Annotated in this window: 11 protein-coding genes; 10 read left to right on the top strand and 1 reads right to left on the bottom strand. The window is 51.4% G+C overall.

The features are described 5' to 3' along the window. The first annotated feature begins 38 nt into the window (after positions 1-38). From HMPREF9469_RS03380 to HMPREF9469_RS31055, 6 genes are all read left to right on the top strand, one after another. Positions 39-377, top strand: a complete 339-nt coding sequence (locus HMPREF9469_RS03380) for a PTS sugar transporter subunit IIB (RefSeq protein WP_007859159.1) — start codon at positions 39-41, stop codon at positions 375-377. Continuing rightward, positions 370-1,611, top strand: coding sequence for a PTS transporter subunit EIIC (locus tag HMPREF9469_RS03375; RefSeq protein WP_007859156.1), 1,242 nt, complete (start codon positions 370-372; stop codon positions 1,609-1,611). The genes HMPREF9469_RS03380 and HMPREF9469_RS03375 overlap by 8 nt, the downstream gene beginning before the upstream one ends. A gap of 13 nt (positions 1,612-1,624) precedes the next feature. Further along, entirely contained in the window at positions 1,625-2,005 is a 381-nt protein-coding gene (locus HMPREF9469_RS03370) for a PTS sugar transporter subunit IIA (RefSeq protein ID WP_007859155.1), read from the top strand. Positions 2,006-2,197: 192 nt separating this feature from the next. After that, complete coding sequence (locus HMPREF9469_RS03365) at positions 2,198-3,640, top strand: glycoside hydrolase family 1 protein (RefSeq protein WP_007859154.1); 1,443 nt, start codon at positions 2,198-2,200, stop codon at positions 3,638-3,640. A 238-nt stretch (positions 3,641-3,878) separates the two neighbouring features. Next, the gene (locus tag HMPREF9469_RS30500; RefSeq protein ID WP_157140248.1) at positions 3,879-4,697 is read left to right on the top strand and encodes a YdcF family protein; all 819 of its coding nucleotides are present in this window, start codon (positions 3,879-3,881) and stop codon (positions 4,695-4,697) included. A gap of 107 nt (positions 4,698-4,804) precedes the next feature. Further along, entirely contained in the window at positions 4,805-4,945 is a 141-nt protein-coding gene (locus HMPREF9469_RS31055) for a hypothetical protein (protein ID WP_082082698.1), read from the top strand. A gap of 71 nt (positions 4,946-5,016) precedes the next feature. Here HMPREF9469_RS31055 and mgtA read toward each other — a convergent pair whose 3' ends face one another. Further along, entirely contained in the window at positions 5,017-7,653 is a 2,637-nt protein-coding gene (mgtA, locus tag HMPREF9469_RS03355; protein ID WP_007859152.1) for a magnesium-translocating P-type ATPase, read from the bottom strand. 429 nt (positions 7,654-8,082) lie between these two features. Here mgtA and HMPREF9469_RS03350 point away from each other — a divergent pair, with 429 nt between their 5' ends. From HMPREF9469_RS03350 to HMPREF9469_RS03335, 4 genes are all read left to right on the top strand, one after another. Further along, complete coding sequence (locus HMPREF9469_RS03350) at positions 8,083-10,008, top strand: heavy metal translocating P-type ATPase (RefSeq protein ID WP_007859151.1); 1,926 nt, start codon at positions 8,083-8,085, stop codon at positions 10,006-10,008. A 129-nt stretch (positions 10,009-10,137) separates the two neighbouring features. Then, positions 10,138-10,758: a TetR/AcrR family transcriptional regulator gene (locus tag HMPREF9469_RS03345; protein ID WP_040415456.1), complete on the top strand. Its 621-nt coding sequence runs from the start codon at positions 10,138-10,140 to the stop codon at positions 10,756-10,758. Between the two features lie 72 nt (positions 10,759-10,830). Continuing rightward, the gene (locus HMPREF9469_RS03340; RefSeq protein ID WP_007859149.1) at positions 10,831-12,576 is read left to right on the top strand and encodes an ABC transporter ATP-binding protein; all 1,746 of its coding nucleotides are present in this window, start codon (positions 10,831-10,833) and stop codon (positions 12,574-12,576) included. 16 nt (positions 12,577-12,592) lie between these two features. Further along, on the top strand, positions 12,593-14,320 hold the full coding sequence (locus HMPREF9469_RS03335) for an ABC transporter ATP-binding protein (protein WP_007859148.1): 1,728 nt from the start codon (positions 12,593-12,595) through the stop codon (positions 14,318-14,320). Positions 14,321-14,325 lie beyond the last annotated feature (5 nt).

Here is a 14,325-nt window from a genome sequence, read left to right as displayed (position 1 = left end):
TATTGGGAGTATTGTAGGATAGAAAGGAGCTTTATAGTATGAGTGAATTACGTGTATTGCTTTGCTGCGGAGCGGGATTTTCCAGCGGACTTCTGGCACAGCAGGGGAGAAAGTATGCCAAGAAAAACGGGATCAGTATGACGGTTGAAGCAAGAAGTGAAAGCCAGGTAAATGGGTACCTTGGTAAAATTGATGTGCTGCTGTTAGGACCTCATTATGCAAATCAGCTTGAGAATTTTAAGAACATGTGCGCTTCCTATGAGATTTCGGTGGGAGTAATCCCACAGGATATATACGGCCAGATTGACGGAAAACGTCTGGTGGAGCTGGCTCAGGACATGGCTGCATCAGGGAAGGGGGGAACCGGGGATGAATAAATTCATGGACTGGCTGAGCTGTGTCCTTGCTCCTGCCACCAAAAAGGTTTTTTCGCTTCCGTATATTGCGGCTGTATCAAGTGCCATGCAGAAAATACTTCCCTTTATCCTGACAGGCTCGGTCATCTACATATACAATGTATTCCGGGCATTTATTCCGGCACTGCCCAACTTTGATGTGATCATCAACTATACCTTCCGGTTTCTGGCATTGATCGTTGCCTTTGTTGTGGCAGCGCAGCTCATGGAAAAACTGGACCTCCAGAAATATCTGGTCAATGCAGGGCTTACCGCTATACTGGTATTTATGGTTTTTATCGTGCCTTCTTATGATGAGACCGGAGCAACAATCATGTTCACCTATGCGCGGTTTGGTCCGGCGGCCATGTTTGTGGCGATCGTGGCGGGCATTATGGTGGGATTTATCTACCATATGTATTCCAAGCTGCATTTCCTTGAAAATAACGACACCCTTCCGGACTTTGTCTCCGAGTGGTTCAACAATATTTTCCCCATTCTTGCATCAGTCGCCATATCAGCCGTACTGGTATTTAAGGCGGGAATTGACATTTACCAGGTCATTATCAATGCATTTATGCCCATTCAGAATTTCCTTTTAAGCCTGCCCGGCATGCTGACACTTTCCTTTGTACAGGTGTTCTTTTTCAGCCTTGGCATCTCTCCCTGGGTATGGGGAGCAATCAGAAACCCGGTGTTTGCAACCGCTCTTGCGGCCAATATCGCGGCCGTGGCAGCCGGGCAGAACCCGGAGTACATTGTCACTTATGAGACCATGTTTGCCATAGGACTGATCACAATGGGCGGACAGGGAGCCCCCCTTCCCCTCAACCTGCTGATGTGCAGGTCCAAGTCCAAGAGGCTTAAAACCATGGGACGCATCTGTATCGGTCCCTCCATCTTTAATATCAGCGAACCGCTGATGTACGGAACCCCGGTGGTATTTAATCCAATGCTCATGGTTCCCATGTGGATCAACGCACTTTTGGGACCGGTTATGGTGTGGGCTGCCATGAGTCTGGGATTCCTTAAGATACCGGCCATGTCCCTGCAGGTAAGCCAGATACCTGCACCTATCTCAACAGTGATCGTGACACAGGATATGAGAGGTCTGCTTTGGTTTGTTGTCTTATTGGTTGTTTATCTGGTTATTTGGTATCCATTCTTTAAGGTTTATGAAAAAGAAGAGATTGAGAAAGAGGCGGCAGCCGCATAGGAGGAGAAACAAAGTGAACGAACAGGAAAACACAGTCAAACAGTATGAAGAGGAAGAGGGGCTTCCTGAACTTGCCCAGGTTGCCATGAGGGTGGTAATTGACGCAGGGGATGCCAAAATTGCGGCGGAACAGGCGCTGAAAAAGCTTCACACCTTTGATTTTACCGGGGCCGAGGAACTGATGGAGCAGGCATTTGCCCAGCTTCAGAAGGCTCATGACGCTCAGACAGAGGTGATCCAAAATGAGGCGGCGGGGACCAGGTATGAAAATTCCTTTATTTTTAACCATGCTCAGGACACCATGATGACAGCCATGACCCAGTGCAGCCTTACCAGGGAGATCATAGAACTGTATAAGATCCTTTACAGGGAGATCCATAAGGACAAGGCTTAAAACAATACAGTGCACTCTCGAAGTCTCCTCGGCACCCATCTTTGCGGCTGATTTTCCGCCAGTCGCACACCAATTTACTCAACGTACACACCGTGTACGCCTCATAAATTGGTGCACAACTGACAAAAAATCATCTCACAAATCTGAGTACCGGGAGATTCCGAGAGTACACTACATTTATAAGGAGGTTTTATGAGATTTCCAGAAGATTTGCTTTGGGGCAGCGCCTCTGCTGATTTCCAGTATGAGGGCGGTTTTGGAGAGGACGGCAGGGGTGTGCTCACCCAGGATTTTGTGACGGACGGCAGTGTGGATGCGCCGCGCATGATGACCTACCGGCTGCCGGACGGGACCAGGGGGGAGACTCCTGCAAGGACCAGCATGCCAAAGGGCGCGGTGGGGGATTTCCAGGAAGGAAAGTATTATCCCAGCCACCAGGCCGTGGATTTTTACCATCATTATAAAGAGGATATCAGGTATCTTGCAGACATGGGGCTTAACTGTATGCGGTTTTCAATCTGCTGGACCCGCATTTTTCCCACCGGCATGGAGGAGAAGCCCAATGAAAAGGGGCTGGACTTTTATGAGGCAGTGGTGGACGAATGTTTAAAGTACAATATTGAACCCCTCATCACAATATGCCATGACGAGCTTCCGGCCTATCTGGCGGAGCATTACCAGGGCTGGATGAGCCGTGTGACCATTGACTGCTATGTGAAGCTTTGCAGGGCACTGTTTGAGCGGCTGGGCGGAAGGGTGAAATACTGGCTCACCTTTAATGAGGTCAATATCCTCAATGGCTACAGCCATCTGGGAACCACGGACTGTACCATGGCAGCCACCTACCAGTGTGCCCATCATATGTTTGTGGCATCTGCACTGGCTGTTAAGCTGGGACATGAGATGATGCCCGGCGCGCTGTTTGGCGCCATGTATGCCGCCAGCCCGGTCTATGCCAGGACCTGCAGGCCCCAGGATGTGTTTGCACAGATGACCATACGCCGCCGTACCCTGTTTTACATCGATGTCATGGCTCGGGGGGAATACCCTGTCTGGCAGGCTGATTTTTTTAAGAATAACGGAGTAGAACTGGTCACAGAGCCAGGGGATAAAGAGATCCTGAGCCAGGGGACCATTGATTACATCAGTTTCAGCATGTACCGTTCCACCACCTGTACTGCGGACAGTGAGCTTAAGATGAATGTGCTCTCATTTGATCCCAACCCCTATCTGGAGGCCACACCGTGGGGCTGGACCATCGATCCCCTGGGGCTTCGCTATGTGCTTAATGAGTTCTGGGACCGCTATCAGCTGCCGCTTTTTATCGTGGAAAATGGACTGGGCATGGCAGATGAACCGGATGAGGATTTCTGGGTGGAAGATGATTACAGGATCAATTACCTGAAGGACCATTTTAAGGCTATTAAGGATGCGGTTGAGCTGGATGGGATACCGGTTCTGGGCTATACCATGTGGGGAGGCATTGACCTGGTAAGCCTGTCCACTGGGGAGATGAAGAAACGGTACGGATTTATTTACGTGGACATGGATGACAAAGGTAATGGCAGCCTGAAACGGTACCCTAAAAAAAGCTTTTACTGGATGAAAGACTTCATGAAGAACGGTGCCCAGTAAAACGCAGCAGCATTCAATGATGATTCCTTTTGGATACATAAACGTTTCTCCTAATGATACATGTGTACTCTCGGAATCTCCAGGAGTACACACATTATTTTTATGCGAAAAGATGTGATATGTTAACATATCTGAGGAAGAATTGCAATCCCATTTTTACAAATACGCTCTGGGATTACCTTGGTCCAGATGATATAATGGAGGCAGCATTCAGATGGATGTGACAAAAGGAGTAAAAATGAGAGACAAAAGAAATGGGGGGATACGATTGAGATCCCTGCTCCTGCTGGGAGCGGGCGGTTTGTGTATCCTTTATTATCTCCTGGGAGGAATACTCAGGAGTTTTAAGCTTTCCGCTTTCTGGATCTGGCTGGCAGCCGGCGTGGCTTTGATGGCCCTGGGATTTTTGGACAGGAAAATGGCGCAGACTGGCAGAACATGGTTTAAGGGCAGGAGATCCAGGAGGGCTGCCTGTATTTTGGCGGCTTTTGTGCTGCTGTATTTTGGGGTGGTGGAGGCCATGGTGTTCACCGGCGTGGTGTCCCGGGGAGATCCGGGGTTACATTATCTCATTGTTCTGGGAGCCGGTGTCTATGGGGAGGAGCCAAGCCCGGCCCTGCGGTCCAGAACAGAGACCGCCATCCGTTACCTTAATGAAAATCCTGACACAAAGGCAGTGCTGTCCGGAGGGCAGGGCCCGGGGGAGGATATCAGCGAGGCGGAATGCATGGCCCGCCTGATGAGAGAATCCGGGATCAGTGAGGCGCGTATTATAAAAGAAGAACATTCCACCACCACGGTGGAAAATATTAAGAACAGCTATGAGATCATTGGCAGCACGGACCTGAAAGTGGGGATTGTAACCAGCAACTTTCATGTGTTCCGGGCAGTGGTGACGGCAAGGGCTGCCGGTGGGGAGGATGTCACCGGGATCGCGGCTCCTTTTTCCGGGATCCTGCTGCCCCATTACATGGTGCGGGAGTGTCTGGCATTTACCGTGGACTTTGTGTTCGGCCGTTTTCATACAGGAGCCGGATTCTGGAAAAATTTCAGCTGACATTTGTATCTAATAGATTGACCTTTTTACAGTCTCTCCCTTTTTTGGATTTTTTGCTATTATTTACTCCGTGTCAGGTATGGGCGCCAGCAGATCCATGGGACAGTATGTACACCGGATGGCATCAAATCGATGGGAAGTGGTATTATTTTAACACGGAGGACGGTGCAAAGCAGGGAATGATGCTAAAGAACACCGTGACACCGGACGGATACCCGGTAAATGAGCAGGGAGTCTGGATACAGTAAGATCAAACGAAACGGCAGGGATCTGGAAACCGACCAGCCCTGCCGTTTTTATATCCTGTTTTATGGTTTGATCACAGCCATTCGCCAAAATGCCGGATGTAGAGCTGTTTGCACAGTTGGGTTGAAACGCAGTAACCCACAAGAAGGAGGATCAGCCAGGGAAGGAACCTAAAGGGAAGGGCGGCCATATCCAGCCCGGATGCCAATGGTGAGAAGCCGATCAGTAATGCTGAAAATGCTACCATGGTGGTGGACACAAGCAGCGGTTTTGCCGCCAGGCTCTGCACAAAGGGGATTTTACCGCTTCGGATCATGTGGATGACTAAAACCTGGGATACGGTTCCAAACACAAACCATCCGCATTGGAAAAGGGGAGCCTGCTGCATTGTATCAGCGCCCATGATCTTCCACATAACAGCAAAACACAGGATATCAAACACGGAGCTTAAGGGTCCCATGAATGCCATAAAGGATTTGATGGACCGGGTTTCCCATTTTCTGGGTTTCAACAGATAATCCTGGTCCACATGGTCAAATGGAATCCCCATCTGTGAAAAATCGCAGAGCAGGTTCTGGGTCAGAATCTGAACGGGCAGCATGGGCAGGAAGGGGAGGAAAAGGGAGGCAATGATCACGGAAATGATGTTGCCAAAGTTGCCTGAGGCAGCCATTTTAATATATTTTACAATATTTCCAAAGGTCCTGCGCCCTGCCACCACGCCTTCCTCCAGTACCATCAGGTCTTTTTTCAGCAGGATGATATCCGCTGTCTCCTTGGCAATGTCAACAGCCGTGTCCACGGAAATGCCCACATCCGCCTGGTGTAAGGGCGGAGCATCGTTGATCCCATCGCCCATGTAACCCACGGTGTGGCCATTGGCCTGGATCGCCTGGACCACACGTGCTTTTTGGGAGGGGGACAGTTTGGCAAAAAGACTGCATTTTTCCACTGCCTCCGACAAAGCAGCGTTGTCCATGGCCTCGACTTCCCTTCCTGTGAGATAATGTGACACGTCCACGCCCACTTTGCCGCAGACTTTAACCGCCACACCTTCGCTGTCCCCGGTGAGGACCACGGTACGGACCCCATGGCTGGACAGTGCGGTGACAGCTGCCTTGGCACTCTCCTTTGGCGGATCGAGAAATCCTATAAAACCGATGAGCACCATATCACGCTCATCCTCCACACGCAATTCCACGGCGGGAACGTCATTTTTCTGGGCCACGGCGATCATCCGGAGACCGTCCCTGTTGTGCCGCTCATATACGGCCCGTACTTTTTGCAAAATCTCCTGGTCCAGGTTTGACAGTTCACCGTTCCACTCCACATAGGAACAGATGGACAGGATCTCCTCCACTGCGCCTTTTGTCACAAGCTGCTGTTTGCCTTGTCCATCCTGTAACAGGACACTCATCCTGCGCCGTGAAAAGTCAAAGGGGATCTCGTCCAGCCGTGAATAATTTTGCAGGATCGGGTCAATGCCGTTTTCATGGGCCCTGTTAATGACAGCCAGGTCAAGGAGGTTTTTAAGGCCGGTCTGAAAGTAGCTGTTGAGAAACGCATGGCGCAGGATCCGGTTGTCCTCATCCCCGGACGCATTCATATATTTTTCCAAAATAATCCTGTCCTCAGTCAGGGTACCGGTTTTGTCCGTACAGAGCACATCCATTTCCCCAAAGGTCTGAATGGCCCCCAGAGTCTTTATGATGACCTGGTGCTTTGACATGAGGACCGCCCCCTTGGCCAGGGTGGAGGTCATGATCACCGGCAGCATTTCCGGGGTCAGACCCACTGCAATGGTAATGGAAAATAAAAGCGCATCGCCCCAGTCCCCCTTGGTAAGACCATTGATCAGCAGGACGATGGGGACCATCACGAGCATTAAGCGGATCAAAAGGGAACTGACGGAATCCACGCCCCGTTCAAAGCTGTTCTTTGCCCGGTCGCCGGAAAGGGATTTTGCCATAGAGCCAAAGTAAGTCTCATTGCCTGTTGCCAGAACCATACCTGTGGCGCTGCCGCTTACCATGTTACTCCCCATAAAACCAATATCCTGAAGGTCGGTCAGCGCGTCCTCTTTGGCGGAAGGAATCCGGGCATATTTTTCCACGGGATTTGATTCACCGGTAAGGGAACCCTGGGCCACAAAGGCATCCTTGGCCCACAGAAAGCGGATATCAGCCGGGAGCATATCGCCGGCCGACAGCCGAACGATATCTCCGGGAACAATGTCCTCCATGGGGATCTCCGCCTGTTTCCCATCCCGCAGCACATCCGCTTTGTTGGAGATCATGTTTGAAAGTTTTTCCGCCGCTGAATTGGATCGTTCCCCCTGGATAAATGCCACCAGGCTTGACACTGCTACCAGTGACAGGATAATGGACACGGTCACATAGTCCGGGTGCTGGGAATAGACCACGTCTGTAAAAAGAGTTATGACTGCAATAATCAGCAAAACAATATTAAAGGGATTGATAACAGATGTCAGAAGACGGTGGAATGTGGTATTGTTCTGATCTGTTGTAATCATATTTTTGCCGTATGTCTCCTGGCGCTGGGCTGCCTGCCGGGAATCCAGGCCCGATTCCGGGACTGAAAAATGATGGTATAGGTCCTTTAAATCAAGGAACGCAAATGTGCGCAGAAGCTGCTCGCTTTCAGTTTGTTTCTGTTGGATCTCCATGTTTCTTTTTCTGAAAAATATCATTGGGATTACTCCTTTCCATAATAGAGTTCCCATAAAACAACAAAAAACCACCCCGAGAGGCGGCGCAAAAGAAACGACAGGTCCGTCTTAGCTTTGTGAAAATGCAATAGACGGCCAGCCGCACCCAGCGTAACCGGTCCGGTTCATGTTGTTATATGAGATGTTAAATACAGTTTTACGACTTCGTGGTTTGCCGTCCATTGTTTCACCTCCTTGAACATATAAATACCTGTGATGAACTGTGCCCATCATAGCACTTATATCAAACCGAGTCAACCAAGGTATGGATTTTTATTAATACTATTTTGGTTGACAACCTATACCCCCATAGGTATAATATATACATATACCCATATGGGTATATATGGGCGGGGGTTGAGGAAATCAGCCGGAGTCCGGCCCGCAGGAAAAGATGAAGGGAGAAACAAAATGCTGGAAAAAACAGAAAAGATGCTGGAATGGGGAGGAATGAAAAAGGATATCATATGTCTGGCCATCTCCGGCTTTGCACTGGCGGCAAGTATTTTGGGGATTCAGCCATTTTCCTTCCAGATGGCCTGGATCGCAATTATTTTGTGCGGCTTGCCCATCATCCTGGAAGCCGTCATAGGATTGGCAAAGGAATTCGACATCAAGGCAGATGTATTAGTCTCCATTGCATTGATCGCTTCCGTTATAATAGGAGAGGACTTTGCTGCCGGAGAGGTGGCTTTTATCATGCAGTTGGGAGCGCTGCTTGAAGATATGACCGTGGCCAGGGCAAGGGAGGGAATTGAAAAACTGGTCCATCTGACGCCAAGAACCGCAAGAAGGATCGCCGGCTCCGGGGGTCAGGAGAGCGCCGGGGTTCAGGAAATACCGGGAGAGCAGATCATACCGGCGGAGCAGATCATACCGGCGGAGCAGGTACGGGTGGGGGACTTGCTCCGTGTTTTGCCCGGAGAGACCATCCCTGTGGACGGCGTGATCCTGTCAGGGCAGACCTCCATCAACCAGGCGGTTATGACAGGGGAGTCGCTGCCCGTTGATAAGCGTGCAGGGGATGAGGTGTCCAGCGGTACGGTAAACCAGTTCGGTTCCTTTGACATGAGGGCCGCAAAAGTAGGGGAGGACAGTTCCCTTCAGCGCATGATCCGTCTGGTCCGGTCAGCGGATGCGGGAAAGGCAAAGATCGTGGGGATTGCCGACCGCTGGGCAACCTGGATCGTCATCATTGCCCTGACCGCGGCCATGGTCACCTGGCTGGCAACCGGGGAGATCATACGCGCGGTAACAATACTGGTTGTTTTCTGCCCCTGTGCCCTTGTTCTGGCAACGCCCACGGCCATTATGGCTGCGATCGGGAACGCCACAAAGCATGGCTTTCTTGTGCGGGAAGGGGACGCCCTGGAGCGGCTGGCTTCCATTTCCAATCTTACATTTGACAAAACAGGCACTCTTACCAATGGAAAGCCGGAAGTGGTGGCGGTACATAGTTTTAGAGAAGCAGTTCCGGAACATGCCCTTTACAGGTACGCGGCCGGTGCGGAACAGCGATCAGAACATCCCCTGGGAAAAGCAGTGGTCCATTCTTACCGCATAAGCCATGAAAATGAGATTCCCCAGCCGGAACAATTTCAAATGCTTCCGGGCCGCGGCGTGGCCGCCCTGGTAGACGGGCAAGCGGTCATTGCCGGTAATCAGGAATTGTTTTCCGAACAAAATATAAGAATTGAAGACAGGATACTGGAAAAGGCGGACCAATACCTGGACAATGGATGTACGGTCATCTTCCTGGGAGTTGGGAAAGAGGCGGCAGGGTTTATCGCCCTTTCAGATACACTGCGCAGGGACGCGGCTAAAACCATTGAGGAAGTAAAAAGGACCGGCGTCACACCCGTGCTTCTCACCGGGGATCATGAAAATGCAGCAAGACATATCGCAGGGCAGCTTCACATCACCGATGTGCAGGCTAACTGTCTCCCGGAGGACAAATTAAAGTGGATCCATACATGTCAGAGCCGGAACAAGCAGGTCTGCATGATGGGAGACGGGGTGAACGATGCTCCTGCCCTGAAAAAAGCATATGTTGGAATTGCAATGGGCGGAATTGGAAGCGATATTGCAGTTGACGCAGCGGATATCGTCCTTGTAAATGATGATATAAAGGAACTGCCTCATCTTCTGCGCCTTGCAAAGCGGATGATGGTTACCATCAAATGCAACCTTACATTCTCCATGACATTAAATGTTGTGGCCGTTATCCTTGCAATGACCGGAATCCTAAATCCTGTGATAGGAGCCCTTGTACATAATGCAGGTTCGGTGATCGTGATCCTTAATTCAGCACTTTTGCTGAAGTGGAGAACTGTGTAAAGAGAAAAAAATTCAGTAACCACGTATTTTTACATTCACGATTGACAAACCAATGGGAAGGTTATAAAATAACGTTGTTATCAAATGGCAACGTTATTTTTTGAGTTAGAGAGGTATTGTAAGGACAGGATGAGACTGGTAAACGAAAAGCTGGCGGCAGATCTGCTGGAAATGGGGAAAAAAGAATTTTTACTCTGTGGATTTCAGGGGGCGAACCTGCGGAGTATTGCAGCCTCCATGGGGGTAACTACCGGGGCAATTTACCGTTATTACACGGATAAGGCAGAACTGTTTGGCGCACTTGTGGAAAAGCCGGCCGCAGAGCTGTTGGAGCGCTACCGAGAGATACAAAAGTCCTTTTCCCAACTGCCTCTGGAACAGCAGCTATCCGGCCTGCCGGAGATATCGGATAATGGGCAGATCTGGATGATGAAGCATGTCTATGACAATTTTGATGCATTTAAGCTTATTATCTGCTGTTCCTCCGGCACCCGGTATGAGCACTATATTGACGAGCTGGTGGAGATAGAGGCCAATGCCAGCCATGCATTGATTGACCGGATGAATGAAAGCGGATATAAGCTTCGGCCCATTGATGATGAACTGATCCATATCGTATCAAGCGCGCTGTTTAACGGCATGTTTGAGACTGTACGCCATGACATGCCCCGGGACAAGGCGTTCGCCCATATGGACGGCCTCAGGGAGTTTTATTCCGCCGGATGGTTTAAGATATTGGGAATCTCATAGTTATGGTTCCCGATATATTTTTGACGCATAGTTAGTCGAAGCTAATTTTTGGGAAGCAGGAGGAAGGAACGGATGAAAAAGAAAAAGGAACCATCGCCATTCACCGTGTTATGGGGATGGGCAGAGGAGTACCACCGGGGTTTTCTGGTCTCCGTGGCACTGGCGGCAGCGGGAGTGGCCTGCAATATGGCAGCGTATTTCTGTATTGCCAAGATGATCGGCATTCTTCTGGAAGGAGGAGGCATCAGCCAATGTCTGCCCTGGTGCGGCATTGCGTTTTGCGGATACCTGGGCAAGTCGGTGCTCTCCAACTGTTCCACCGCCCTGTCCCATACAGCCACCTTTTATACACTGCGTGATCTGCGAAAGGAATTGCTGGCAAAGCTGTCCCGCGTTCCAATGGGCACTGTCTTGGATACGCCTTCAGGACAATACAAGACTACGATTGTGGACCGGGTGGAGGGAATGGAGCCCACCCTGGCCCATCTGATCCCTGAAATGACATCGAATCTGCTGGTTCCCCTGTCCATTGCAGTTTATATCTTTACACTGGACTGGAGGCTGGGACTGGCTAGTCTGGCCACCACCATAGTCGGGCTGGCCGCGGCATCCCAAAGCGGGAGGACCTACGCGGCCCGCTGGGACGGGGCGGTGGAAGTGGGACGGCGTATGGCCAACGCAATTGTGGAATACATAGGGGGGATCCAGGTGGTCAAGGCATTCAGCCAGTCGGCCGGTTCCTACAAAAAGTATTCAGAGGCGGTTGAGGAAAATGCAGGTTATTATGTGGAGTGGATGAAGGATAACCAGAAGTATATGGCCACAATGCAGACCGTACTCCCCTCGGTTCTGGTGACCGTCCTGCCTGTGGGTCTGTTCCTCTGGTCCGGGGGCAGCCTGTCATCCTCTGATCTTCTCACAGCCATTGTCCTTTCTTTGGGATTTACCGGCCCCCTGCTGGCGGCTATGTCCTTTGTGGATGATCTGGCAGTGGTGGGCACCAATGTGGGGGAGATTGCCGGGATACTGGATGCACCGGAGCTTAAGCGGCCCCAGGCGTATGCTGCTGTTAGCGGACAGGCTATAGGGATGGATCAGGTATCCTTTACTTACGGAGCGGCGGGGGAGGAGGTCCTTCACCGGATCGATCTAAAGATCCGGCCAGGGACTGTGACAGCCTTGGTGGGACCGTCCGGTTCCGGTAAATCCACCATAGCCAAGCTCATTGCCGGGTTCTGGGATGTGACGGAGGGCTCCATTTCCCTGGGCGGGGTGGATTTGAGGCAGATACCACAGGAACAGCTGAACCGCCGGATCGCCTATGTGTCCCAGGAGAATTACCTGTTTAACTGCTCGGTCCGGGATAATATCCGCATGGGCCGCCTGGATGCCACTGACCAGGAGGTGGAGGCCGTGGCAAAGGCGGCAGGCTGTGATGCGTTTATCCGCGCCCTGGACCGGGGATATGACACCGTCTGCGGAGGCGGAGGAGGTCATCTTTCCGGAGGGGAGAAGCAGCGGATCTCCATTGCAAGGGCAATGTTAAAGGACGCGCCCGTGGTGATCCTGGATGAGGCCACTGCAAGCATTGACCCGGAAAATGAGGCGGTGATCCAACGGGCAATCTCAGCCCTGACCAGGGGGAAGACATTGATCGTGATCGCTCACAGGCTGTCCACCATTGCGGATGCGGATCAGATCGTGGTGGTGAACCATGGGAGGATCGAAGCCCAGGGAAGGCAGGAAGAACTCTTAAGAAAATGCCCCCTGTATGCAAACATGTGGAAGGCTCATCTGGGAACCCAGGACGCGGCTTAAGAGGAGGGACAGAAGAATGTTTGGAATATTGAAAAAAATTTTTGGATTTGCAGGCAGCCGCAGGAAGCTGCTCATAAAGGCCATGGCCGTGGCATTTATGGGAGCTGTATTTGCATCCATGCAGTTTGGTGCCCTGATGCTGTCCCTGGATATGATACTGGGACAGAGAAATACAGCCCTTCCGCCCGTGGTGGGCATTATGCTGGTTTCAATCCTGGGAAGGATGGCGTGCTTTTATTATTCCACCAATGGGGAGACGGAAACCGGTTATTTTATGGTGGCGGAAAGGCGGGTCCACATTGGGGACCGGCTGCGCTATATTCCCATGGGATATTTTAACAAGAATAGTTTGGGAAATATTACGGCAGTGGTCACAACCACCCTCAGTGATGTGGAGAACACAGCGGCCCGCTGCCTGGTCATGGTGATCGGAGGTTTTCTGAATACCTTTGCCCTGTGTCTGGTCCTGACAGCCGCTGACTGGAGGCTGGGATGCATTTCCATCTGCGGTATCCTGGTGTATGTGCTGGTCACTGAACTTTCACAGAAAGCAGCATCCGGGACCGGCCCAGCAAGGCAGCATGCCCAGGAAAATCTGGTGGAGGCGGTGCTGGAATATATTCAGGGCATGAGCGTGGTGAGATCTTATGGTCTGGAGAAAGACAATCACCAGACCATTGCCAGGACCGTGGATGAGAGCTGCGCCAGGGCGCTGTCCCTGGAGTATTCCGTGGTGCCCTGGGCGGCGGTCCGGCAGATCACGGTGCGCTGTTTCAGCACACTGCTTGTGATATCTGCCCTGTCATTCTATACGGAGGGGACCATGACATTGTCCCGCTGCCTTCTGATGCTGGTGGCATCCTTTATGCTCTATCAGGAACTGGAGAGCGCAGGGAATATGTCGGATAACCTGCAAATGCTGGGGGCCTCCATGGATAAAGCCAATGCCATTGACAAGACGCCCACCATGGATATCGAGGGGCAGGAGCTGTCCCCGGACCACGGTGATATCTGCTTCCGCAATGTGAAGTTTTCTTATGGGGACAGAAGGATCCTGGACGGTGTCAGCTTTGTGGTCCCGGAAAAAACAACTACGGCCGTGGTGGGACCTTCCGGCGGGGGAAAGACAACACTATGCAATCTGATTGCCCGGTTCTGGGACGTCCAGGAGGGGTCCATAACCCTGGGGGGATATGATGTGCGGGAGTATAAACTGGACAGCCTGATGAAGAACATTTCCATGGTATTCCAGAACGTATATCTGTTTTGCGATACCATAGAGAACAATATCAGGTTTGGAAGGCCAGAGGCCACCCGGCAGCAGGTGGTGGAGGCAGCTAAGGCTGCCTGCTGTCATGATTTTATCATGGATCTTCCGGATGGGTATGACACGGTTCTGGGAGAGGGAGGAAGCACCTTGTCAGGGGGAGAAAAGCAGAGGGTGTCCATAGCCAGGGCGATCTTAAAGGATGCGCCTGTGATTATCCTGGATGAAGCCACGGCCAGCGTGGACCCGGAAAATGAGGCGGAGCTACAGCTCGCCATAGATGCGCTGATTCGGGATAAAACCATTATCATGATCGCCCACAGGCTAAAGACAGTCCGCAATGCCCACCAGATCCTGGTGTTAGATAATGGCAGGATCGTCCAGCAGGGGACACATGAAGAACTGGCCGGACGGCCGGGGCTTTACCGGGAGTTTATCGGTGAGCGCAGGGAGGCTGTCAGCTGGAAGCTGGCTTGACGACC

Source organism: [Clostridium] citroniae WAL-17108 (assembly GCF_000233455.1).
Lineage (GTDB): Bacteria > Bacillota > Clostridia > Lachnospirales > Lachnospiraceae > Enterocloster > Enterocloster citroniae.
This window is presented reverse-complemented; position numbering and strand designations above follow the sequence as displayed.